The 19,398-nt window shown below is 67.8% G+C and carries 24 protein-coding genes and 1 pseudogene; 15 read left to right on the forward strand and 10 right to left on the reverse strand.

Translation table 11 applies throughout. The annotated features are described in order from the left end of the window. Nucleotides 1–57 precede the first annotated feature (57 nt). From nuoL to ACQPZZ_RS03595, 5 genes are read left to right on the forward strand one after another with little or no spacing between them, the layout of a single operon-like run. The gene (gene nuoL, locus ACQPZZ_RS03575) at nt 58–1,899 is read left to right on the forward strand and encodes an NADH-quinone oxidoreductase subunit L (RefSeq protein ID WP_432928883.1); all 1,842 of its coding nucleotides are present in this window, start codon (nt 58–60) and stop codon (nt 1,897–1,899) included. After that, nucleotides 1,899–3,404, forward strand: coding sequence for an NADH-quinone oxidoreductase subunit M (locus ACQPZZ_RS03580; protein WP_432928885.1), 1,506 nt, complete (start codon nt 1,899–1,901; stop codon nt 3,402–3,404). The genes nuoL and ACQPZZ_RS03580 overlap by 1 nt, the downstream gene beginning before the upstream one ends. Further along, nucleotides 3,404–4,957, forward strand: coding sequence for an NADH-quinone oxidoreductase subunit NuoN (nuoN, locus tag ACQPZZ_RS03585; protein ID WP_432928887.1), 1,554 nt, complete (start codon nt 3,404–3,406; stop codon nt 4,955–4,957). Before ACQPZZ_RS03580 ends, nuoN begins: the two co-directional genes overlap by 1 nt. Nucleotides 4,958–4,968: 11 nt before the next feature. Beyond that, entirely contained in the window at nt 4,969–5,964 is a 996-nt protein-coding gene (locus tag ACQPZZ_RS03590; protein ID WP_432928889.1) for a polyprenyl synthetase family protein, read from the forward strand. A 25-nt stretch (nt 5,965–5,989) separates the two neighbouring features. Next, on the forward strand, nt 5,990–7,036 hold the full coding sequence (locus tag ACQPZZ_RS03595; RefSeq protein WP_432928891.1) for a hypothetical protein: 1,047 nt from the start codon (nt 5,990–5,992) through the stop codon (nt 7,034–7,036). Nucleotides 7,037–7,109: 73 nt separating this feature from the next. On the opposite strand, the gene ACQPZZ_RS03600 is transcribed toward ACQPZZ_RS03595, so the two are convergent. Further along, a complete protein-coding gene (locus ACQPZZ_RS03600; RefSeq protein WP_432928893.1) occupies nt 7,110–7,853 on the reverse strand; it encodes an SDR family oxidoreductase in 744 nt (247 codons plus the stop codon). Nucleotides 7,854–7,930: 77 nt separating this feature from the next. Between ACQPZZ_RS03600 and ACQPZZ_RS03605 the strand changes: the two genes are divergently transcribed. Beyond that, a complete protein-coding gene (locus ACQPZZ_RS03605) occupies nt 7,931–8,404 on the forward strand; it encodes an RrF2 family transcriptional regulator (RefSeq protein ID WP_363634674.1) in 474 nt (157 codons plus the stop codon). 61 nt (nt 8,405–8,465) lie between these two features. On the opposite strand, the gene ACQPZZ_RS03610 is transcribed toward ACQPZZ_RS03605, so the two are convergent. Together ACQPZZ_RS03610 and rarD are read right to left on the reverse strand one after the other, a co-directional pair. Beyond that, on the reverse strand, nt 8,466–9,293 hold the full coding sequence (locus ACQPZZ_RS03610) for an LLM class flavin-dependent oxidoreductase (RefSeq protein WP_432928896.1): 828 nt from the start codon (nt 9,291–9,293) through the stop codon (nt 8,466–8,468). Between the two features lie 74 nt (nt 9,294–9,367). Next, complete coding sequence (gene rarD, locus ACQPZZ_RS03615; protein ID WP_432934272.1) at nt 9,368–10,225, reverse strand: EamA family transporter RarD; 858 nt, start codon at nt 10,223–10,225, stop codon at nt 9,368–9,370. A 183-nt stretch (nt 10,226–10,408) separates the two neighbouring features. Here rarD and msrA point away from each other — a divergent pair, with 183 nt between their 5' ends. Both msrA and ACQPZZ_RS03625 read left to right on the forward strand, forming a co-directional pair. Continuing rightward, nucleotides 10,409–11,071 carry a peptide-methionine (S)-S-oxide reductase MsrA gene (gene msrA / locus ACQPZZ_RS03620; protein ID WP_432934274.1) on the forward strand — a complete coding sequence of 221 codons (663 nt, stop codon included), beginning with the start codon at nt 10,409–10,411 and terminating at the stop codon, nt 11,069–11,071. A 188-nt stretch (nt 11,072–11,259) separates the two neighbouring features. After that, nucleotides 11,260–11,730, forward strand: a complete 471-nt coding sequence (locus ACQPZZ_RS03625) for a hypothetical protein (protein WP_432928898.1) — start codon at nt 11,260–11,262, stop codon at nt 11,728–11,730. Between the two features lie 178 nt (nt 11,731–11,908). Here the strand turns inward: ACQPZZ_RS03625 and ACQPZZ_RS03630 are convergent, their stop codons facing one another. The 3 genes from ACQPZZ_RS03630 to ACQPZZ_RS03640 form a co-directional block, all read right to left on the reverse strand. Then, the gene (locus ACQPZZ_RS03630; protein WP_432928900.1) at nt 11,909–12,610 is read right to left on the reverse strand and encodes a transposase; all 702 of its coding nucleotides are present in this window, start codon (nt 12,608–12,610) and stop codon (nt 11,909–11,911) included. A gap of 18 nt (nt 12,611–12,628) precedes the next feature. After that, nucleotides 12,629–12,979, reverse strand: coding sequence for an IS110 family transposase (locus ACQPZZ_RS03635; RefSeq protein WP_432928902.1), 351 nt, complete (start codon nt 12,977–12,979; stop codon nt 12,629–12,631). A 377-nt stretch (nt 12,980–13,356) separates the two neighbouring features. Then, a complete protein-coding gene (locus tag ACQPZZ_RS03640) occupies nt 13,357–13,662 on the reverse strand; it encodes a hypothetical protein (protein ID WP_432928904.1) in 306 nt (101 codons plus the stop codon). A gap of 109 nt (nt 13,663–13,771) precedes the next feature. On the opposite strand from ACQPZZ_RS03640, the gene ACQPZZ_RS03645 reads away from it, so the two are divergent. Beyond that, the gene (locus ACQPZZ_RS03645; protein WP_432928907.1) at nt 13,772–14,275 is read left to right on the forward strand and encodes a hypothetical protein; all 504 of its coding nucleotides are present in this window, start codon (nt 13,772–13,774) and stop codon (nt 14,273–14,275) included. A gap of 28 nt (nt 14,276–14,303) precedes the next feature. After that, nucleotides 14,304–14,402, forward strand: a pseudogene (locus ACQPZZ_RS03650) (peptide-methionine (S)-S-oxide reductase MsrA); the annotation flags it as partial. On the opposite strand, the gene ACQPZZ_RS03655 reads toward ACQPZZ_RS03650, so the two are convergent. Beyond that, a complete protein-coding gene (locus ACQPZZ_RS03655) occupies nt 14,403–14,837 on the reverse strand; it encodes a type II toxin-antitoxin system VapC family toxin (protein ID WP_432928909.1) in 435 nt (144 codons plus the stop codon). Then, entirely contained in the window at nt 14,834–15,013 is a 180-nt protein-coding gene (locus ACQPZZ_RS03660) for a hypothetical protein (protein ID WP_432928911.1), read from the reverse strand. Before ACQPZZ_RS03660 ends, ACQPZZ_RS03655 begins: the two co-directional genes overlap by 4 nt. Nucleotides 15,014–15,295: 282 nt before the next feature. On the opposite strand from ACQPZZ_RS03660, the gene ACQPZZ_RS03665 reads away from it, so the two are divergent. Beyond that, nucleotides 15,296–15,607, forward strand: coding sequence for a hypothetical protein (locus ACQPZZ_RS03665; RefSeq protein WP_432928913.1), 312 nt, complete (start codon nt 15,296–15,298; stop codon nt 15,605–15,607). After that, nucleotides 15,583–15,999 (forward strand): PIN domain-containing protein, encoded by a 417-nt coding sequence (locus ACQPZZ_RS03670; protein ID WP_432928915.1) that lies wholly within the window; start codon nt 15,583–15,585, stop codon nt 15,997–15,999. Before ACQPZZ_RS03665 ends, ACQPZZ_RS03670 begins: the two co-directional genes overlap by 25 nt. Nucleotides 16,000–16,183: 184 nt before the next feature. On the opposite strand, the gene ACQPZZ_RS03675 is transcribed toward ACQPZZ_RS03670, so the two are convergent. Beyond that, the gene (locus tag ACQPZZ_RS03675) at nt 16,184–16,795 is read right to left on the reverse strand and encodes a DUF4240 domain-containing protein (RefSeq protein ID WP_432928917.1); all 612 of its coding nucleotides are present in this window, start codon (nt 16,793–16,795) and stop codon (nt 16,184–16,186) included. 180 nt (nt 16,796–16,975) lie between these two features. On the opposite strand from ACQPZZ_RS03675, the gene ACQPZZ_RS03680 reads away from it, so the two are divergent. Both ACQPZZ_RS03680 and ACQPZZ_RS03685 read left to right on the forward strand, forming a co-directional pair. Beyond that, on the forward strand, nt 16,976–17,284 hold the full coding sequence (locus ACQPZZ_RS03680) for a type II toxin-antitoxin system prevent-host-death family antitoxin (RefSeq protein WP_208798138.1): 309 nt from the start codon (nt 16,976–16,978) through the stop codon (nt 17,282–17,284). Between the two features lie 3 nt (nt 17,285–17,287). Further along, nucleotides 17,288–17,806 (forward strand): type II toxin-antitoxin system RelE family toxin, encoded by a 519-nt coding sequence (locus tag ACQPZZ_RS03685; RefSeq protein ID WP_432928919.1) that lies wholly within the window; start codon nt 17,288–17,290, stop codon nt 17,804–17,806. 245 nt (nt 17,807–18,051) lie between these two features. Here ACQPZZ_RS03685 and ACQPZZ_RS03690 read toward each other — a convergent pair whose 3' ends face one another. Further along, a complete protein-coding gene (locus tag ACQPZZ_RS03690) occupies nt 18,052–18,855 on the reverse strand; it encodes a helix-turn-helix domain-containing protein (RefSeq protein WP_432928921.1) in 804 nt (267 codons plus the stop codon). 116 nt (nt 18,856–18,971) lie between these two features. On the opposite strand from ACQPZZ_RS03690, the gene ACQPZZ_RS03695 reads away from it, so the two are divergent. After that, on the forward strand, nt 18,972–19,394 hold the full coding sequence (locus ACQPZZ_RS03695; protein ID WP_432928923.1) for a hypothetical protein: 423 nt from the start codon (nt 18,972–18,974) through the stop codon (nt 19,392–19,394). Nucleotides 19,395–19,398 lie beyond the last annotated feature (4 nt).

Consider the following 19,398-nt stretch of genomic DNA (forward strand, 5'->3'; position numbering starts at 1 on the left):
GTGGAACCCGCTGAGATCATCCAGCACTCCGGCGGAGCGATCGGAGCAGCCTGGCTCATGATCGCTCTGCCCCTGGTGGGAGCGGCGGTCCTCCTGCTTGGCGGCCGGAGGACCGACAAGTTCGGCCACCTGCTGGGCGTGCTCATGGCCGTCGCGTCGTTCGTGGTGGCGGCGCTGTCGTTCGTGCAGCTGCTCGGCCTCGCCCCCGGCGAGCGCCGCCGCGGGATCGAGCTGTACGACTTCATCCCCGGCCTCGCGAAGGTCGGGCTGCTGGTCGACCCGCTGTCGATCTCGTTCTGCCTGCTGATCACCTTTGTGGGCTCGCTGATCCACATCTACTCGATCGGCTACATGGCGCACGACCCGAACAGGCGGCGGTTCTTCGCCTACCTCAACCTGTTCGTCGCGGCGATGCTGCTGCTGGTGCTGGCCGACAACTACGTGGCGCTGTTCGTCGGCTGGGAGGGCGTCGGCCTCGCGTCGTACCTGCTGATCGGGTTCTGGCAGCACAAGCCCTCGGCGGCGACCGCGGCCAAGAAGGCGTTCATCGTCAACCGCGTCGGCGACTTCGGCCTGCTGATCGGCATCTTCACGATCTTCGCGACGTTCCACACGCTGGCCTTCAGCGACGTCCTCGCGAACGCGTCGAAGGCGTCGTCGGGCACGCTCACCGCGATCGGCCTGCTGCTGCTGGTCGGCGCGTGCGGCAAGTCGGCCCAGCTCCCGCTGCAGTCCTGGCTCCTCGACGCGATGGAGGGCCCGACCCCGGTCTCGGCCCTCATCCACGCCGCGACCATGGTCACCGCCGGCGTCTACCTCATCGTCCGGTCCGGCCCGATCTACCAGGGCACCGGGACCGCGCAGCTCGTGGTGACGATCGTCGGCGTCGCGACCCTGCTCGCCGGTGCGATCATCGGTACCGCCAAGGACGACATCAAGAAGGCGCTGGCCGGTTCGACGATGTCGCAGATCGGCTACATGGTGCTCGCCGCGGGCGTCGGCCCGGCGGGCTACGCCTTCGCGATCGCGCACCTGATCACGCACGGCTTCTTCAAGGCCGACATGTTCCTCGGCGCGGGCTCGGTCATGCACGCCATGAACGACGAGGTCGACATGAGGAAGTACGGCGCGCTGCGGAAGGTCATGCCGCTCACGTTCGTGACGTTCCTCGTCGGCTATCTGGCGATCATCGGCTTCCCGCTGCTGTCCGGCTACTTCACCAAGGACGGCATCATCGAGGCCGTCATGGAGCACAACGAGATCCTCGGCTGGCTGGCCGTGCTCGGTGCGGGCATCACCGGTTTCTACATGTCGCGCCTGGTGTTCATGACGTTCTTCGGCGCCAAGCGCTGGGAGCCCACGGCCCACCCGCACGAGTCGCCCGCCGTCATGACCGTGCCGCTGATCATCCTGTCGATCGGTTCGATCGTCCTGGGCGGTTACCTGGTCCTGAGCAACCGCTTCATGACCTTCCTGGCCCCGGCCGTCGGCGCGCCGGAGGAGATGCCGTCCTTCCACCCGTTCAGCGTCCCCGGTCTGGCCACGCTCGCGCTCGTGGCGATCGGCGCTGCCTTCGCCTGGATGAAGTACGGCAGGGCCGAGGTGCCCGCGGTCGCCCCGCGCGGCTCCTTCCTCACCACCTTCGCCCGTCGTGACCTGTACGGCGACGCCCTGAACGAGGCGCTGTTCATGCGTCCCGGCCAGTGGCTGACCCGCCTGGCCGTGTTCTTCGACAACCGCGGCGTCGACGGCCTGGTCAACGGCCTCGCCGCGGGCATCGGCGGCACGTCCGGGCGCCTGCGCAGGGTTCAGACCGGGTTCGTCCGCTCGTACGCGCTGTCGATATTCCTGGGTGCCGCCGTCCTGGCCGGTGCCTGGCTCGTCGTAGGGAACCTGTGATGCCCTGGCTTTCAACCCTTATGGGCGTGTCCGTACTCGGCGCGCTGGGCGTGACCCTCGTCCGGAACGACAAGCTCGCCAAGCAGTTCACGCTGGTGATCTCGCTCATCGTGCTGGCACTGACCGTCGCCATGGCGGTGCAGTTCAGCCCGAACGGCGACACGCCGCAGTTCATCGAAGACCACGTCTGGATCAAGCAGTTCGGCATCCACTACGCGCTGGGCGTCGACGGGATCGCGCTGGTGCTGATCCTGCTGTCGGCGATCCTCGTGCCGATCGTCGTGCTGGCCTCGTGGCATGACGCCGAGGCGGGCAAGCGGTCGGTCCGGACGTACTTCTCGCTGATCCTCGTGCTCGAGGCCATGATGATCGGCGTCTTCGCGGCGACCGACGTCTTCCTCTTCTACGTCTTCTTCGAAGCCATGCTGATCCCGATGTACTTCATGATCGGGTCGTACGGCGGGGCGCAGCGGTCGTACGCGGCCGTGAAGTTCCTGCTGTACTCGCTGTTCGGCGGGCTTCTGATGCTGGTGGCGGTGATCGCGCTCTACTCGATCGCCGGCAAGGGCTCGTTCCAGCACGCCGACCTGGTCGGCACCATCCAGGACGTGAACACGCAGAAGTGGCTGTTCCTCGGCTTCTTCATCGCCTTCGCGATCAAGGCGCCGCTGTGGCCGTTCCACACCTGGCTGCCGGACGCCGCCGCCCAGGCCCCGGCCGGCGCGGCCGTGCTGCTCGTGGGCGTGCTCGACAAGGTCGGCACCTACGGCATGCTCCGCTTCTGCCTGCAGCTCTTCCCGGACGCGGCCAAGTTCTTCACGCCGCTGGTCATCGCGCTGTCGGTGATCGGCATCATCTACGGCGCGATCGTGGCCATCGGGCAGACCGACATGAAGCGGCTCATCGCGTACACCTCGGTGTCGCACTTCGGCTTCATCGCGCTGGGCGTGTTCGCCATGACCACCAGCGCGGGCTCGGGCGCCACGCTCTACATGGTCAACCACGGCTTCTCGACCGGCGCGCTGTTCCTCATCGCGGGCTTCCTCATCCACCGCAGGGGCTCGCAGTACATCGCCGACTACGGCGGCGTGCAGAAGGTCGCACCGGTCCTCGCCGGGACGTTCCTGGTGGCCGGTCTGTCCAGCCTCTCGCTGCCCGGTCTCAGCACGTTCGTCAGCGAGTTCATGGTGCTGACCGGCACCTACCAGCGGTACGTCGTCCCGGCCGTGATCGCGACCGTCGGTGTCATCCTCGCCGCGATCTACATCCTGTGGATGTACCAGCGGACGATGAACGGCCCGACGGCCGAGTCGGTCAAGTCGCTGCCGGACCTCAACGCCCGGGAGAAGTGGGTGGTGGCGCCGCTCGTCGCGCTGCTGCTCGTGTTCGGCTTCTATCCCAAGCCACTGCTCGATGTGATCAATCCCGCCGTGAAGGACACGCTGTCCAGCGTGTCGGTCACGGACCCGCAGCCGGCCGTACCCGTTGCTCAGGAGGGCCAGTAGTGAACGGCACCATTGAGGCGCCCACCATCGAGTACGCCCTGCTGGCGCCGATACTCGTCGTCTTCGGCGCGGCGATCGTCGGCGTGCTGGTGGAAGCGTTCGCCCCGCGCTACCTGCGCTCGGCCATCCACCTGCCGCTCACGCTGCTCTCGCTGGCCGGCGCGTTCGCGCTGGCCGTGTGGCAGGCGGTCAAGGGCGTGCCCACCAAGCCCGCCGCGATGGGCGCGGTCGCCGTGGACGGCCCGGCCCTGTTCATCTGGGGCACGATCCTCATCCTCGCCTTCGTGAGCGTGCTGCTCATCAAGGACGAGGAGCACTTCGTCGGCTCCGCCGCGGCCGTGCCGGGCTCGGCCGAGGAGGAGCAGTCGCTGGTCGAGCGCGCCGCGCACACCGAGGTCTACCCGCTGCTGCTGTTCGCGGTCGGCGGCATGCTGCTGTTCCCCGCGGCCAACGACCTGCTCGTGGCGTTCGTCGCCCTCGAGGTCATGTCGCTGCCGCTGTACCTGCTGTGCGGCCTGGCCCGGCGGCGCCGCCTGCTGTCGCAGGAGGCCGCGGTCAAGTACTTCCTGCTCGGCGCGTTCTCCTCGGCCTTCTTCCTGTACGGCACGGCCCTGATCTACGGCTACGCCGGGTCGGTCGACCTCGTGAAGATCAACCAGGCGCTGGGGACGGTCGGCGGCGAGGACACGCTGCTCTACATCGGCGCGGCAATGCTCGGCGTCGGCCTGCTGTTCAAGATCGGCGCCGCGCCGTTCCAGGCGTGGAAGCCGGACGTCTACCAGGGCGCGCCCACGCCCATCACCGCGCTGATGGCCTCCGGCACCCTGGTGGCCGCCGTCGGCGCGCTGCTGCGGGTGTTCTGGGTCGGCCTCGGCGGTCTCGACTGGGACTGGCGCCCGGTGCTGTACGGCGTGGCGATTCTCACGATGGTGGTCGGCGCGGTCCTCGCGATCACGCAGACCGACATCAAGCGGATGCTCGCCTACTCCTCGATCGCGCACGGCGGTTTCCTGCTCATCGGCGTCATCGCCACGGGCCACACGCAGGCCGAGAACACCTCGGCCCTGTCCGGCCTGCTGTTCTACCTGGTGGCGTACGGCTTCACCACGGTCGGTGCGTTCGCGGTCGTCACGATGGTCCGTGACGCGGGCGGCGAGGCGTGGCACCTGTCCCGCTGGGCCGGGCTGGGCAAGCGCTCGCCGCTGCTGGCCGGGGTCTTCGCCTTCTTCCTGCTCGCCTTCGCCGGCATCCCGCTGACCAGCGGGTTCTTCGGGAAGTACGCCGTCTTCCAGGCGGCCGTCGCGAACGGCGCCACGCCGCTGGTCATCATCGGTGTGGTGGCCTCGGCCATCGCCGCGTTCTTCTACGTCCGGGTGATCGTGCTGATGTTCTTCAGCGACCCGGCCGCCGACGGCCCGTCCGTCGTGCTGCCGTCGCGGGGGACCGCGGCTGTGGTCGGTATAGCGGCGTTGGCTACGGTAGTTCTCGGGGTGTACCCCTCGCCGGTGCTGGATCTCGCGCACTCGGCTGCCAAGACCCTGTTCGTCCGATAGGAGATTTCCGTATGGCCGCGCCGCCCGTTGTGGACATCCCTCTCGTCGACGAGCGGCTGGCCGACGACCTCGCAGGCGGGCTCGCGGCGGTGGAGAAGCTGCTGCGCTCGTCCGTCGAGAGCGAGGACGCCTTCGTCACCCAGACGTCCAGGCACCTCATCGAGGCGGGCGGCAAGCGGTTCCGGGCGATGCTCGTGCTGCTGGCCGCCCAGTTCGGCAACCCGGACGCCCCGGGCGTCGTGCCCGGGGCCGTCGTCATCGAGCTGACCCACCTGGCCACGCTCTATCACGACGACGTGATGGACGAGGCCCCGGTGCGCCGGGGCTCCCCGTCCGCCAACGCCCGGTGGGACAACACCGTGGCCATCCTCACCGGCGACTACCTGTTCGCCCAGGCGTCGGAGATCCTCGCCGACCTCGGCAGCGAGCTGATCCGGATCCAGGCGCGTACGTTCTCCCGCCTGGTCCGCGGCCAGATCCGCGAGACGATCGGGCCCGCCGAGGGCCGCGACGCGATCGCCCACTACATCAGCGTGCTGGCCGACAAGACCGGCTCTCTCATCGCCACCTCGGGCCGCTTCGGCGCCATGCTCGCCGGCGCTCCCGCCGACGTGGTCGATCGTCTCACCGACGCCTGCGAGGCGATCGGCGTGGCCTGGCAGCTCGGCGACGACCTCATCGACGTGGCCGCGCCCACGACCGACTCGGGCAAGACCCCGGGGACCGACCTGCGCGAGGGCGTCCGCACGCTCCCCGTGCTGTACGCCCTGGCCTCCGACGACCCCGCCGACGCCCGGATGCGTGCTCTGCTGTCGGGGCCGGTGGCGGAGGAGGACGTCGAGGAGGCACTGACCCTGCTGCGGGCCCACCGGGCCATGGAGCAGGCCCGCGAGGAGCTCACCCGCTGGATCGACCGGGCCAAGGACGCCCTGGCCGGCCTGCCCGACATCCCGGCCCGTACGGCCCTCATCGCCCTGTGCGACTACGTCGTCGAGCGCACCGGCTGATCGTTTTCAGGGGATCATTGCCCGGGTGAGACTCACCCGGTGTGCGGTCGTCCTGTCGGCGGTCGTGTCCCTTTCCCTGGCCGTGGCCGCCTGCGGCACACGGGGCGCAGGCACATCCGCCGCCGCTCCGACGCCGGCTTCGACGCCCGCCGGCATGGTCATCGTGGACAAGGACCAGGTCCTCACGCGTGGTGCGGGAGAGGGAGAGGGCTCGGCGCAAGCCCTGTTCGACGCCATCGCCGCGGCGGTTTCGCCCGAGCCGGTTTCGCCCGAGCCGACTTCGCCCGAGCCGGGCTCGCGTGAGCCGACTTCGCCCAAGCCGGGTTCGTTCAAGGCGGGCTCGCCTGGCCCGCACGGGGAACGACCGGACCCCACCCCCTCGGTGTCGCAGACGTTTCTCTCCTGGGTGTTGCGGAAGGGCGAGCCGATCCCCGTGCGCAACCCGGGCACCGGGGGTGCGAACCCGCGCCTGTTGTCGGCGCTGCTCACGGAATTCGGTCCGGCCTACGAGTCGGACGCGACTCCGGGGGCGGCGCTCGGCCTCCCGGCCCCCGTCCTCGAGGGGTCGCAGTTCGTCGCGCTCCGGATGATGAGCAGCCCCTTGCACGCGCCCTCTTCATGCGGGAAATGGACCTCGGGGATGTGGACTGTCGTGCTGCGCGACTTCGACCAGCGGGGCGTGTGGATCGCGGCGACGAAGTTGCAGTCGTCCCGGAGCGCCGACCCGCTCGTGTTCGGCGAGTCGATCGTCACAGGGCCTGCCGCGATGCTGGAACAACTGGCGGACACCAGCGGCGTGGAGTCCTGCCGGAAGCTGAGGGGCAGCGGGGCCGGCACCGGAGCGGTGGAGCCGTTCCCCGTGCCGCCGCTGGGAGTCCGGTCCTTCGCCTTCCGCATCACGGGCAGCGGAGACGTCCCCGTCTGGCAATGGGTCGAGGTGGTGCAGACATCTCGCTACGTGCTGGAGATCCGGATTCCGAACCAGTTCCCCGAGCCGCGCACCGACCCCGCCGTGCTGCTGCCACGCATCGCCGAGGCGGCGTACGCCAGGGCCGAGGCGGCGCTGGCATGACACCTTCCCGACGGGCCGCCCTGATCTGCCGGCCGGTGAGCGTCAGGTCGGGCGGCGCTCGCTGCGCCGCTGTCTACTTCTGGTCGGCGAGCCACTCGTCGAAGGTGGTCGGCGCGATGCGGGCGCCCTCGCCGGGCAGCAGCACCTCACCCGCCATCTCCGGGCTGAACAGGCCCGACCAGGTCGGCACGAGCTTGACCGAGCGGCCGCGTGCCTCGAGGGTGCGCCGGGCCATGTCGACGAGGTCCTGCGGCTCGGGACCGGCCACGTCGGCGTAGCGCCCCTGCGGGTCGCCCACCGCGACCTCCGCGAGGACGTCGGCCACGTCGGCGGGCGCGATCGGCTGCACCAGCAGCGGCGCGAGCGTGGCGACGCCGTCCTGCTCGGTCCAGCCCGCCACCGTCTCGGCGAAGTCGTGGAACTGCGCGACCGGGACGATCGTCCACGGCACCGGACCGGCGGACACCAGGCGCTCCTGCTCCCGCTTGCCGGCGTAGTGGGCGTTGCCCTCGACGCGGTGGATGCCGATGATCGAGAGCAGCACGTGGTGGCGGACGCCCGCCCGTTCCTCGGCGGCCAGCAGGTTCCTGGTGGTCGTGCCGAAATACGACACCGACTCGTCCCGGTCGGTCGCCTCCGAGCTGATCGCGTCGACCACGGCCTCCACGCCGGTCAGGGCGTCGTCGAGCCCCTCGCCCGTCATCAGGTCCACGCCGAGGGAGCGGCTGACGCGTACGACGTCGTGCCCGTCCCGTTCGAGGGCCGCGACGGTGAGCTTCCCGATGTTCCCGGTGGCGCCGGCGACTGCGATGCGCATGGTTTCTCCTTCGCTAGACGCCCCGGATGCTATCTCGGATAAAATAGATCTGCAATCTCTCCAATACACTGGAGGGCATGAAGCTGCCTGCGAGCACCGAGTGGGTGTTGCACTGCGCCACCACGCTGGCGCAGCTCGAGCCGGGAGCGACCGCGTCGGCGGCCCAGCTCGCGGAGTATTACGACGTTCCGGCCCCCTACCTGGCCAAGCAGCTGCAGGCGCTCGTCAGAGCCGGTGTGCTGACCGCGATGACGGGCCCGCGCGGCGGGTTCCGCCTCGCGCGGGCCGTTTCCGACATCACGTTGCTGCAGATCGTCGAGGCCGTGGACGGTTCGTCCTCGCCGTACGAGTGCCGTGAGATCCGCCAGCAGGGACGGGGGGCGTTACCTCCGGAGGACTGCCGGCGCATCTGCGTCATCGCCGAGAAGATGGCCGAGGCGCACCGCGCGTGGCGGAGCAGCCTCGCCGGAGTCACCCTCGCCGACATCCTCACCGAGCTTCCTGAGTGGGCGCCTGCTCGCACCCGCTCACGTATCGCGGCCACCCGCTGACGGCGGCTCATGTCGGGATAAGGTTGATCGGCAGCGTCGGCGGAAAAGCCGGCGGCACGGCTCAGCGGCCGGCGAGGAGGTCCACGACGGGAGCGAGGGCGTCGGCGAAGAAACCGTTGACGGTGACGTAGGAGATGCCCAGCTCGTCGCGGCGGCGCAGCAGCGTTTCGGCCATCTCGCGGGGCGAGCCGCGAAGCACGGCCGCGGCGTCCGCCGACGTGGTCCTGAGCCCTTCGGGCACCCACGGAGGCGGCCCGTCGCCCACCTGGAGCAGGTTCATGCTCAGCTCGATGTCGTCGAACCGCGCGCCGGCTTCGTCGCGGAGGATGCCGACGGGCGCGCGCAGGCCCTCCTCAGGCGTGTCGGGCGGCACGGCGAGCGCGACGATGTCCGCCTCCTCGGCGGCCAGCGCCAGCATGCGGGGACCGGCCCCGGCGACCAGGACGGGCGGCCCCGGACGCCGCACTGCGGTCCTGCCGGCGGCGAAGGCCGCCCGCACCTCGCCGATCACCGACCGGACCTGTGCGACGCGTTCGCCCGCCGTGCCGTACGGCACCCCGAGCGCCGCCGCGTCCTGACGGGCGTCGGCACGGCCACCACCCACGCCGACCTCCAGCCGTCCGCCGGACAGGAAGTCGAGCCCGGCGAGCTCGTGGGCGAGCAGCCGGGGGTTGCGGTAGGGCGCGGCCAGCACGAACGTGCCCACGCGCAGCACGCTCGTGGCGGTGGCCGCCGCGGTCATCGCGAGCAGCGGCGGAAGCGTCCGCAACGTGTCGGGGACGAGCAGGGTCGAATAGCCGAGGTCCTCGGCCCTGCGGGCCGTCGCCGTCCAGGCGGCGGCGTCGGGAGCCAGGCCGGCGACGATCCCGAAGCGGAAATCCTTGCTCATGTGACGATCGTCGCCGGTTCGGCCGGCGCCGTCGTCCGCCCGCCGGAGGCGACAGCCGTACTCCCCGTGACGTATCAGACGGTCTCGAGCGCGGCCGCGTGTTCCTGACGAATGGTGTGGGCGGAGCGGATGCTGTCCCAGGTGAAGACGCACAGCGCGAGCCAGACGACGACAAATCCGGCCCAGCGGCTGGCCGGCATCGTCTCGTGGGCGATCAGCACGCCGCACAGGAACTGCAGCACCGGGGCGATGTACTGGAGCAGGCCGATGACGGTGAGCGGAACCCGCAGCGCGGCGGCCGTGAAGAGCATCAGCGGCACCGCGGTGATGACGCCGGCCGCCACCAGCAGCAGGGCGTGTCCGAGGCCGTGGTCGCCGAAGGTCCCCGTGCCGTTGGCCTGCAGGACGAGCAGGTAGCCCAGGGCCGGCACCAGCAGCACGAGCGTCTCGATGGTCAGGCTCTCCGCGCTGCCCACCCCCGCGGCTTTCTTGATCAGGCCGTACGTGCCGAAGCTGAAGGCGAGCACGAGGGCGATCCAGGGGAGGCGCCCGTAGTCGAGCGTGAGGATGAGGACCGCGAGGGCGCCCAGCCCGACGGCGATCCACTGCCACCGGCGCAGTCGCTCGCGGAAGACCAGCACGCCGAACAGCACGCTGACCAGGGGGTTGATGAAGTAGCCGAGCGCGCTTTCCACCACGTGACCGGCGTTGACGGCGTAGATGTAGACGCCCCAGTTGACCGAGACCGTGACGGCCGCGAGGGCGAGGAGGATCAACTGGCGGCGCGTGATCGTGCGGATCCACGACCAGTGACGGCGCACGGCGAGAACCGTGATCACCACGACGAGCGACCAGACCATCCGGTGGGCGAGGATCTCCACAGCGCCGGACGGCTTGAGCAGGGGCCAATAGAGGGGGAACAAACCCCACATCGTGTATGCGGTGACGCCATATAGGACACCACGGCGCGTATCAGGCATGAACCCCATCTTCGCTGCTTACCTAGATTCAGCACAAATAAGGGTCTCTATGCCTCAGGTTTAGAGGCGCTTACGTCAGGAACAAGCCCGGCGGGCGTTGGGTTGGGGATGGCAGAGCGGAAGGAAGGGCGCGTGATGGGCTGGCTGTTCGGCACAGACAAGACGACGATGGTGGATCCCGCGGAGGCGCTGCCGGGCCGGGCCGAGGTCATGCCTGTGGCCACCCGGCACCAGGTCCTCGGCGGGCCGCTGGCTCCGCCGTATCCGGAAGGCACCGAGATCGCCGATTTCGGGCTGGGCTGCTTCTGGGGCGCCGAGCGCAAGTTCTGGCAGACCCCCGGGGTCGTCTCGACCGCCGTGGGCTATGCGGGCGGCTACACGCCGAACCCTACGTACGAGGAGGTCTGCACCGGGCTCACCGGGCACACCGAGGTCGTCCGGGTGGTCTTCGACCCCGCCCAGGTGTCGTATGAGGAGCTCCTCAAGGTGTTCTGGGAGGCCCACGACCCCACGCAGGGCATGCGCCAGGGCAACGACGTCGGCACGCAGTACCGGTCGGCCGTTTACACCCACGGTCCGGAGCAGCTGGCGGCGGCCGTGACGTCCCAGGACGCGTACCAGGAGGTGCTCACCAAGGCCGGGTACGGCGAGATCACCACCGAGATCGTCCCCGCCGGCGAGTTCTACTTCGCCGAGGATTATCACCAGCAATACCTCTTCAAGGTGCCGAACGGCTACTGCGGCCTCGGCGGCACCGGAGTCAGCTGCCCCGTCGGTCTGACCGCAGGTGAAGCCTGACCTGCGGTAACTGACCGATCCTGGCCCTTGGCCGCCCGGGCTGCTCCGGTGTCGGCCGGGGTCAGACTCCATACGTTGGGTGGTCTCGAGGCGAGAGCCTGGGGCGGACGTAGCCCTTTCGCGGCACGGCGCGCCAGGCGGGCGACGTTCGACCGCTATCAGAATGTGTTCTGAATTAGTCTGGCGTCGTGAGCATCAGCAACGCCGACGCCGTCACCTTCTCGGACCTGTCGAGGAACCCCCGGGCCGTCGCCGAACGCGCCGCGCGACTCGGCCGCGTACGTGTGACTCACCGGGATGCCCAGGACTTCTACCTGACTGCGGCCGACCGTGAGGAACGACGCGAACAGACGCTGACCACTGCTTCCCGTCTGTTCCTCGCTCTCCTAAGGCACGATCCGACCGCCCGCGCGCTGGTCATCGCCATGCCCGAGGTCTTTCCTTGGGTCCGTCACCTCACCTCCGATGAGGTGAGATCCTTCACCCTGGAATTGGTCGAGGCGCTCTCTGACGCGGCGGAGCTGGATGTCGACCTCACTACTCAGGAAGTCATCGCAGGCTGGCGGGCCACCGCCCGGATCAAGGCCGACCCCGCGCACTATGCCCAGGCGCGTGAGGCGACGAGCGGAGACTTCGGACCGGTTCAGGTTTCGATATGAGCCCGAAGCGCGGAGACCGTGTCACGGTTCCGCCTCCCGACGATGAATGGGACGTACGGTTCGGTACGAGCGATGCGGTGAAGGGCTGGGAGGAACTATGCCGTCACGCCTTGGCCAACACACGCCGATGCTTCGAGACGCTGCGCGCCGATCCACGCTCACGCACCGACCACGAGCGTCAACATCGCCTGCGTGGCGACCTGGGACTCATCGTCACAACGGACAGGACCTCGAGCAATGGGAGTTCGAGGTCACCAGCGGTGGACGCGTGCGCTGTGCCGGATGTGGGTGCGTACCTTTCTGCCGGTGTCCAGTCGGCTGAGGTGGTAGTCCGGTCCCAGGTCGTGGAAGTCGCGGTGGGGTCGGCGAGTAGATGCCAGATGACGACCAGAAGGGAGCGGGCCACGGCGACCAGAGCGCGTAGCTTGCCCCGTCGCTTGACGATCCGGCGGAAGCGCTCCCCGAGGAAGGTGTCGGTGCGGGCGGCCACCGCGGCGGCTTGGCCCAGGACGCCTTTCAGGTGGGGGTTGCCCTTGCCGATCTTGCCGGAGGTGTTCTTGTCTCCGGACTGGATGGTCCGCGGGGACAGCTTGGCCCACGACACCAGGTGATCGGCGGTGGGGAACCGGGTCATATCCAGCCCCACCTCCGCGATTATGACCTGGGCGGCCAGAGCACCGATGCCGGGGATCCCATCGAGGCGTTCTGCAATGGGGCGCACGATGGACCTGCCGGTGGGGGTGGAGGTGATCTGTGTGGGGAGTTGTTCCACCCGCATGGTGAGCCGGTCGATCTGCGCGGTGAGCGCATCGATCTGATCCAGCAGTAAGCGGGCCAGTTCGGCGTGGTGCTCTTCGAACCGTCCCGTCAGTGTCTCCACCAGCGCCGTGCTTGTGTTTCATCCGGCCGCGTGCCAGTTCGGCCAGAGCGCGGGATCGCGCTGCCCGGCGATCAACGCCTCGACCATGTCCCGGGCCGAGGCCGTGGCCAGGGAGCTGGCCACCGCCGACACTTCGATCAGCAAGTCCTCCGGTAGTTTCTCCAGCCGTGACCGGTATCGGGTCCGCTCCCGGGTCAGGTCCGTGCGCATGCGGGTGTAGTCCCGCAGGACCCGGACCTCATGCGGCGGCACGAACGAGGGCCGCAACAGCCCCTTCTCCGTCAGCTTGGCCAGCCAGACGCTGTCCAGCTTGTCGGCCTTCGGGCGGCCGGGCGCGTGCTTGGCCTCCCGCGCGTTGACCAGCTGCACGTCCAGGCCATGCCCCCCATCAGGTAGAACCAGATGCGCCAGTAGTCGGAGGTCGATTCGATCGTCACCTTCTCGATCTGCTGGGCGATCAGCTGCGCTCGACTCCTGGGCCTGCGCCGTCCTGCTGCCTGGCCCTGATCCGTTGGTCGCCTGTCGTGTCGGCTCTGTTCGGACTTCGGCCCTGATGGGGAACGTCGGGTCTTGTACGCCGGCCCTCAGCGAGAGGAGGTGACATGGGCGGGATGACTCGCAGGGTGCAAATGAATATGGCGCTGAGCCTGGGGCTCAATCTGGGTGGATTTAACGTTTTGGGCCTGCTGGCCGTGGGCTCGCCGATGGCGGGCAACCCCGGCGGGGGCCGATCTGCTGAACCTTGATCAGTCGACGCACATCGCCTCGTGGGTGGACCGGTAGGCCCACGTGCCGCCACCCGGGGAGATATAGATCGAATACGTGTGATACCTCCCAGCGTCGCAGTCGTGGCCGACCGCGAGGACGGCCTGCCGGGCCCGCTGTTCGGCGGATGCGATCCCGGCTGCTTGGGTGCTGCCTGCTCCGTCGGCGGTGGCGCTGCGGGGAGTGTCATAGCCGTCGGCGTGCGCGGCCACGGGCGCGGTGGTCAGGCCGACCGCCACCACCGCTGAGACGAGGCCGAGCCGGCGGGGCCAAGAGACTTTTTGCATGCTTCTCCTTATGTGGGACGGGCAGGTGATCGATAAATATTGATTTAGCCCGGATCGATACAGCGCGGTATTGCCAGTTGGCCACAAAGATCTGGCGACCGTTGTCCTCGTGACGGAGTACATGGCTAATACGGCAGCCGCCATTTGCAGGGTGAGCTGGGACAATGTGCCCCACTTTGATCGATCTTGTGACGGGAATGCGGTACAACGAGAGCAGCCACTCGTGATCATGTGTGTGAAAATTACAAGATTGGGAGCGGCTGTTGCCCTCATCGTCGAGGCAGCGTGGGTGCAGCGGAACCCCGAGGAACTGATGAGCGCACTGGCGTCGGAGTTCGTCAGGGTCGAGCCCCGGTTACAAGCTGCGCTGATCGGCTCGCGGCAGTGGATCCCCGCCGAGCAGATCAGCGATTTCGCCAAGGTGATCATCACCGGCGGCGCAATGTGGTGGCGATCCAGTGACGCCCGGAGGCGTCTTCACATTCCGATGCTCGAAGTCCTTGCAGACGCTGGCCAGTTCTACACCGTCGGTATGTCTCGCGAGGACGTCGCTGCCCTCGACTTGCAGCAGGCGGTCGACCTCTGGGGTGACTTCCGCCCCAAGCCACGCTAGGCGCGAATTATTGCCCGAAGAGAACCGCTACCACCAGCAATATTTGTTCAAGGTGCCGAACGGCTACTGCGGCCTCGGCGGCACCGGCGTCACCTGCCCCGTCGGCCTGACCACCGGCGAGAGCTGATCAGTCGCCGGGCAGGATCGTGAGTCGTTGCCCCTTGGGAAGATGACGAGGGGCAACGACGAGATAGTCCCGCTGATCCAGCGTGGCGACTTCGCGAAGGTCGAAGCGCTCGGCCAGGGCTATCACGCAAGCGTCGACGGCCTGAAGGCGGAGCGAGGCGTAGGCCGAGAGCAGTTCGGACATTCGCCGATAGTCGTGAGGCGTCACCTCGATCACGCGGAGTTCGTCGTCGGCGATGGCAGCGCAGAGCCCGGCCGTGAGAGTGGGGCTGCCGCGACGCACCGGATCGGAGAGCAGGTGACAGATCTCTGTCACCGCGAGCGACGGTACGACGAGTCTGGTCCAGTTCTGCGCCAGGAATCGGACGCATCGGGCGTGATCCTTGTCGGCCCTGTTGAATGCCGCGACGAGGGGTCCGGTGTCGCAGAGGATCACGCGGTGATCGCTCCGTCGGACTCCTCGTGGTGAGGATAGGTGAGGTACCGGTCATGGTGGACGCCGAGGTCTGCCGGCCCTTGTAGCGCGCCGACGAGCGCGGCAAGATGCCGTGGAAGCGCGGGCGCGTCGAAGGGCTCCTCGATGTCGGCCCAGCCTTCGTTGTCCAAGTCCATGCTGCCAAGTGTAGGCGCCGACCTGCCCGCAGTCAGTGAGAAGTCACGGAGCGCTGTGACTAAGAACTTATTGCCTGAGGTGAATCGCCACCACCAGCAATACCTTTTCAAGGTGCCGAACGGCTACTGCGGCATAGGCGGCACCGGCGTGAGCTGCCCCGGCGGCCTGACGACCTCCAGCGGGGAGTAGCGGATCGTGAGACCTCCGAGCGGCGTCGCGTTGCCCGGAGGTTTCGTGTTCCGGTGCCGATGATTTGCTACTCGAAGTAGTAAACTGGCGTCATGAGTACGCCTGAACACGCCTTCCCTCCGGGGGAAGGGCCTGCGGCCAAGGTGAGCGTCTCCTTGCGGGCCGGCAACATCCGCGCCATCAGAGAGCGTGTCGGCGCGCGCGGGTTCTCGGCCTATGTGGATGCCGCTGTGGAGCGGCAGATCGAGCGGGACCTGCTGGAGGAGGCCCTTCAGGCGAACGAGAACGAGTGCGGTCCCATCCCACAGCATCTGCGGGACGAGGCCGAGCAGCTGTTCCGTAGCGTGAAGTCCGCTCCGGAGCTACAGGAGGAGCGTGGATGGCACGCGCACGAAGCAAGCTGAGTGCGGGGACGGTCATCCTGGACTCCGAGGGACTCTCGAAGTGGTGTGCGGCCGACCAGCGCGTTACGGCGATTGTCCGAGAGGCACAGAACAACGACTTTCGCGTTGCCGTCAGCGCCTTGACGCCTGTCGAGGCCTTCGACGGCCGGGTGGCAAACGATCGGTTGCGCTGGCACCTGTCCCGGCTGCGTGTCGAGCCGGTGACCGAGGAGGTCTCCGTCCACGCGCTGGACCTGCTCCGCGAGAGCGGTCTTCACGGCCACAAGTACGCGATCGATGCCGTCGTGGCCGCCACGGCTCTTCGCTCCACCCGGCCCGTCGTCATCCTCACCTCGGATGAGGACGACATGAGCAAGCTCTGCGGCAAGGCGGTTCGCCTCGTGCGCGTGTAGGTGCTGAGTCGTTGCCACTGAAGATGACGAGGGGCAACGACCAAGCCGAACTCAAGCGGCGTGCGGTCAAGTTTTCCCGGGTATCGGAGGGTGGAGAGGGGCAGCGCTCACCGCCTCTGCGTCGACCTCACCTGCGCTTCTGGAAACACTTTTCGGCACCAGTAGTAACGGGGAATCACTTAAGTCAGCCACGGCTGGTCAGGTAGCGGACCAGCCGGGGAAGCCTACGGGTGATCTCGCCACCATTGCCGATATCCCAGTCTTGCTCGCCGAATTCGGCCGTCAGAAGCGGAAACCCACTGCGGACTCCTCGAGCTTTGACGGCGGCGTAGAGAACGTCCACGTTCTTGCCGGTGACCTGCTCGTAGGCGTCGAGCGCCACGTAGGCAAGGAGTTCGAAGGCCGGGTACTCCTCGTCGGACCACGGGAAGCCGCGACGTCGTTCGGTGAACCAGCGTCGCTTCAGGTCGAGGAGGTGCACGACCTGTGGCAGTTCTATGACGCGATCCGGGCAATCGGCGACTTGGTCGTACGCCTCTCGGCCCAAGCTCATGAGCCAGTAGACGAAATATTCGAAGCCGTCCGTTGATTCGCGTCGTAGCAGGTAACAGCTCAGCGCGTACATGTCACATGTGCAGCCGCGGTTCGCATTGCGTTCCCACCACATGTGGTAATCAATGATCTCGTCGGCGGAGAGTTGGCAGAGCCGGGTGTTCAGCCAGGCCAGGCGCTCCTTCCTGCTGCGTTTCTCTCTGCCGGAACGCTCAATCAGTTCCCAGAATCGGTCCTCGTGCACGAGAAGCGATAATGGCATGGCCTTCGCGCCATAGTTCAGCAGAAGCAGTTACCGTGAGCAGTGCACATTGGGCAGGCGCGCAAGCCGCTCATATGACGCGGTCCGGCGTCCATGATCGCCATCGCCATACGACGGGGCATCTCCCGCCTGTTCTGTACAGGTTGCTGTACAGTAGTTCGCATGACCGTGCTGCATGAAGCTGCCGAGTTGAGCGTCACAGAAGCGGCCCAGCGTGGGGTGGCCCGTCTGGTCGCCGATGCTGAACGCGGGACCGATTTGGTGGTGACCCGTCGGCATCAGCCGGTGGCGGCGGTTGTCAGCATCCGTCGCCTGGAAGAGCTGGAGGAGGCCGCCGCCGATCTCCGGGACTTGGCGCTCGTGCTCGCACGCTCGGTAACCGACTCCGGAGAGCGTGTCTCGCTCGATGACGTGCTCTCCGCTTTCGGGCACACGCGGGAGTCGCTGGCCGCGCTGCCGGACGACGAGTAGCCCGTGTCTGACGTCGTCTTCACGGCATCGGCCGTCGATGACCTGCGGCGAATCGGTCCGGACGCCGCGCCCAAGGTGCTCAAGAAGATCCTTCTTTTGCTCGACAATCCCGAGGCGGGCTATCCGCTGGGCGGGGAGCTGACCGGCTTTCGCAAGCTCGTGGTCGGGCGCAACACCTGGCGGGTCGTCTATCGGATCACGGACGACAAGTCGATCGAGATCTGCGAAGTGTGGGCTGTGGGCGAGAGGGCCGATGGTGAGGTGTACGCCGAGGCGAGGGCCAGGGTTCGTGCCGCCGGCAAGGGGCGTCCCGAGGTGGTGCAGCTAGGCCAGATCATCGAACGCCTGGGCGCGCTGGCCGACCACATCCGCGTCGATCAACCGCCTCCTCGGGAGCCGGTGCCGGATTGGCTCGCGGATCGCTTGATTCACACCGCCGGCATGTCTCGTGAGGATGTCGCCGCTCTCGACTTGCAGCAGGCGGTCGACCTTTGGGCTGACTTCCGGTCCAAGCCACGTTGACGGCGACTTATTGCCCGAAGAGAACCGCTACCACCAGCAATATTTGTTCAAGGTGCCGAACGGCCTCGGCGGCACCGGAGTCAGCCGTCCCGTCGGCCTGACCGCCGGTGAAGCCTGACCTGCGGTAACTGACTGATCCTGGCCCTTGGCCGCCCGGCAAGCCCGGTGTCGATCGAGGGCCAGAGCCGTGCGAGCAGACGAGATTCCGCCGACAACGTCCGATACGCGGCCTTAGCAGATGGCGTTCACCACGTAACGAGCTCGGTCAGCGCGGTGCTGGTCGTTTCGTCGGCCGGTAGGAATGCTTCCAGTCGCAGTTCGGCGATGGTGATGTCGGTGGCGGTACCGAAGTGAGTGAGTGTGGTGATGAGCCGCAGTTCCCGGTTCTCCGGCTCGCTCATGCGGAGGTGGAGCGGTACCGCGAAGCCGAGATGATGCGGCGGCAGTTGGCGTGGACGCGGCGGCGCCAGGCCGACGAGTTCCGCGGCGAGCAGCCGGAGCCGATCGCTCGGGTTCCGCGCGCTCTCGGCGTGGATGCGGTCGATGATGTGCCATGCCCACTCGTCGAGGTTGAGGATGCGCGACGCGAGTCCTCGAGGGTGCAGCAGGACTCGGGGGACGCTCACCGGTGGGGCGAGCAGGTGCGGGTCCACTCCGCGGGTGATCATGTGGAAGCCGGCGTTGGCCGAGACGAGGTCGCCGTGCCGGTCGACGATCACGGCCGGGTACGGCAGGTGGCCGTGCAGGACGCGGTCGAGGGCGGTTCGGACCGCTGCCAACTGGGGATCGTCCAGGTCGGTCTGTGGGTACGCGGGCGCGAACCCCGCGGCGAGGAGCAGTTCGTTGCGTTCGCGGATCGGCACCTCGAGTGACTCGGCCAGCCGTATGATCATCGACCGGCCAGGGACCGAGCGTCCGCTCTCGATGAAGCTGACGTGCCGTTGAGTGGTGCCGGCGCGCACCGCCAGTTCGAGTTGGCTGACGCGTCGGCGGGTGCGCCACTCGCGCAGCGCACCAGCGAGTCCGCCACCTGCCGATTCGATGATCATTCCTTCTGTTTACCGGGTATGGCGCCGGTCGGCGATTCCCTTCGAGGAATTGTCGCGGTGCGCCCGGCGCAGCATATTCGTGGTCGCAAACGATAAACCACGACCTAAGGATCGTCATGGCCGACACCGACCTGAAGAGCCTCACCGACCGCTACGTTGCGGTGTGGAGTGAACCCGACCCGGAGCGTCGCCGCGCCGCCGTTCGCGAGCTGTGGTCTCCCGACGCGGTCCATGTCCTGCAGCCGCCTCAGGAGATGCGACAGGCCGCTGAAGGGCTGGGGTTCGATCGTCTCGTGCTGGAGGCTCGCGGCTATGACGCACTGGAACTGCGGGTGACGCGCGCGTACGAGGAGTTCGTCGCTCCGGGCACCTACGTTTTCCGGTCCCGCGGTGATGCCGAACGGCTCCACGACGTGGTCAAGTTCCGCTGGGAGATGGTGGCTCGCGGCGGTGGTGAAGCGGCCGGTATCGGGCTGGAAATCCTCATGCTGGGCGCGGACGGTCGCATCGTCAGCGATTACCAGTTCATCGAGGGATGACCGC

This window comes from Microbispora sp. CA-135349 (assembly GCF_050947365.1).
Classification (GTDB): domain Bacteria; phylum Actinomycetota; class Actinomycetes; order Streptosporangiales; family Streptosporangiaceae; genus Microbispora.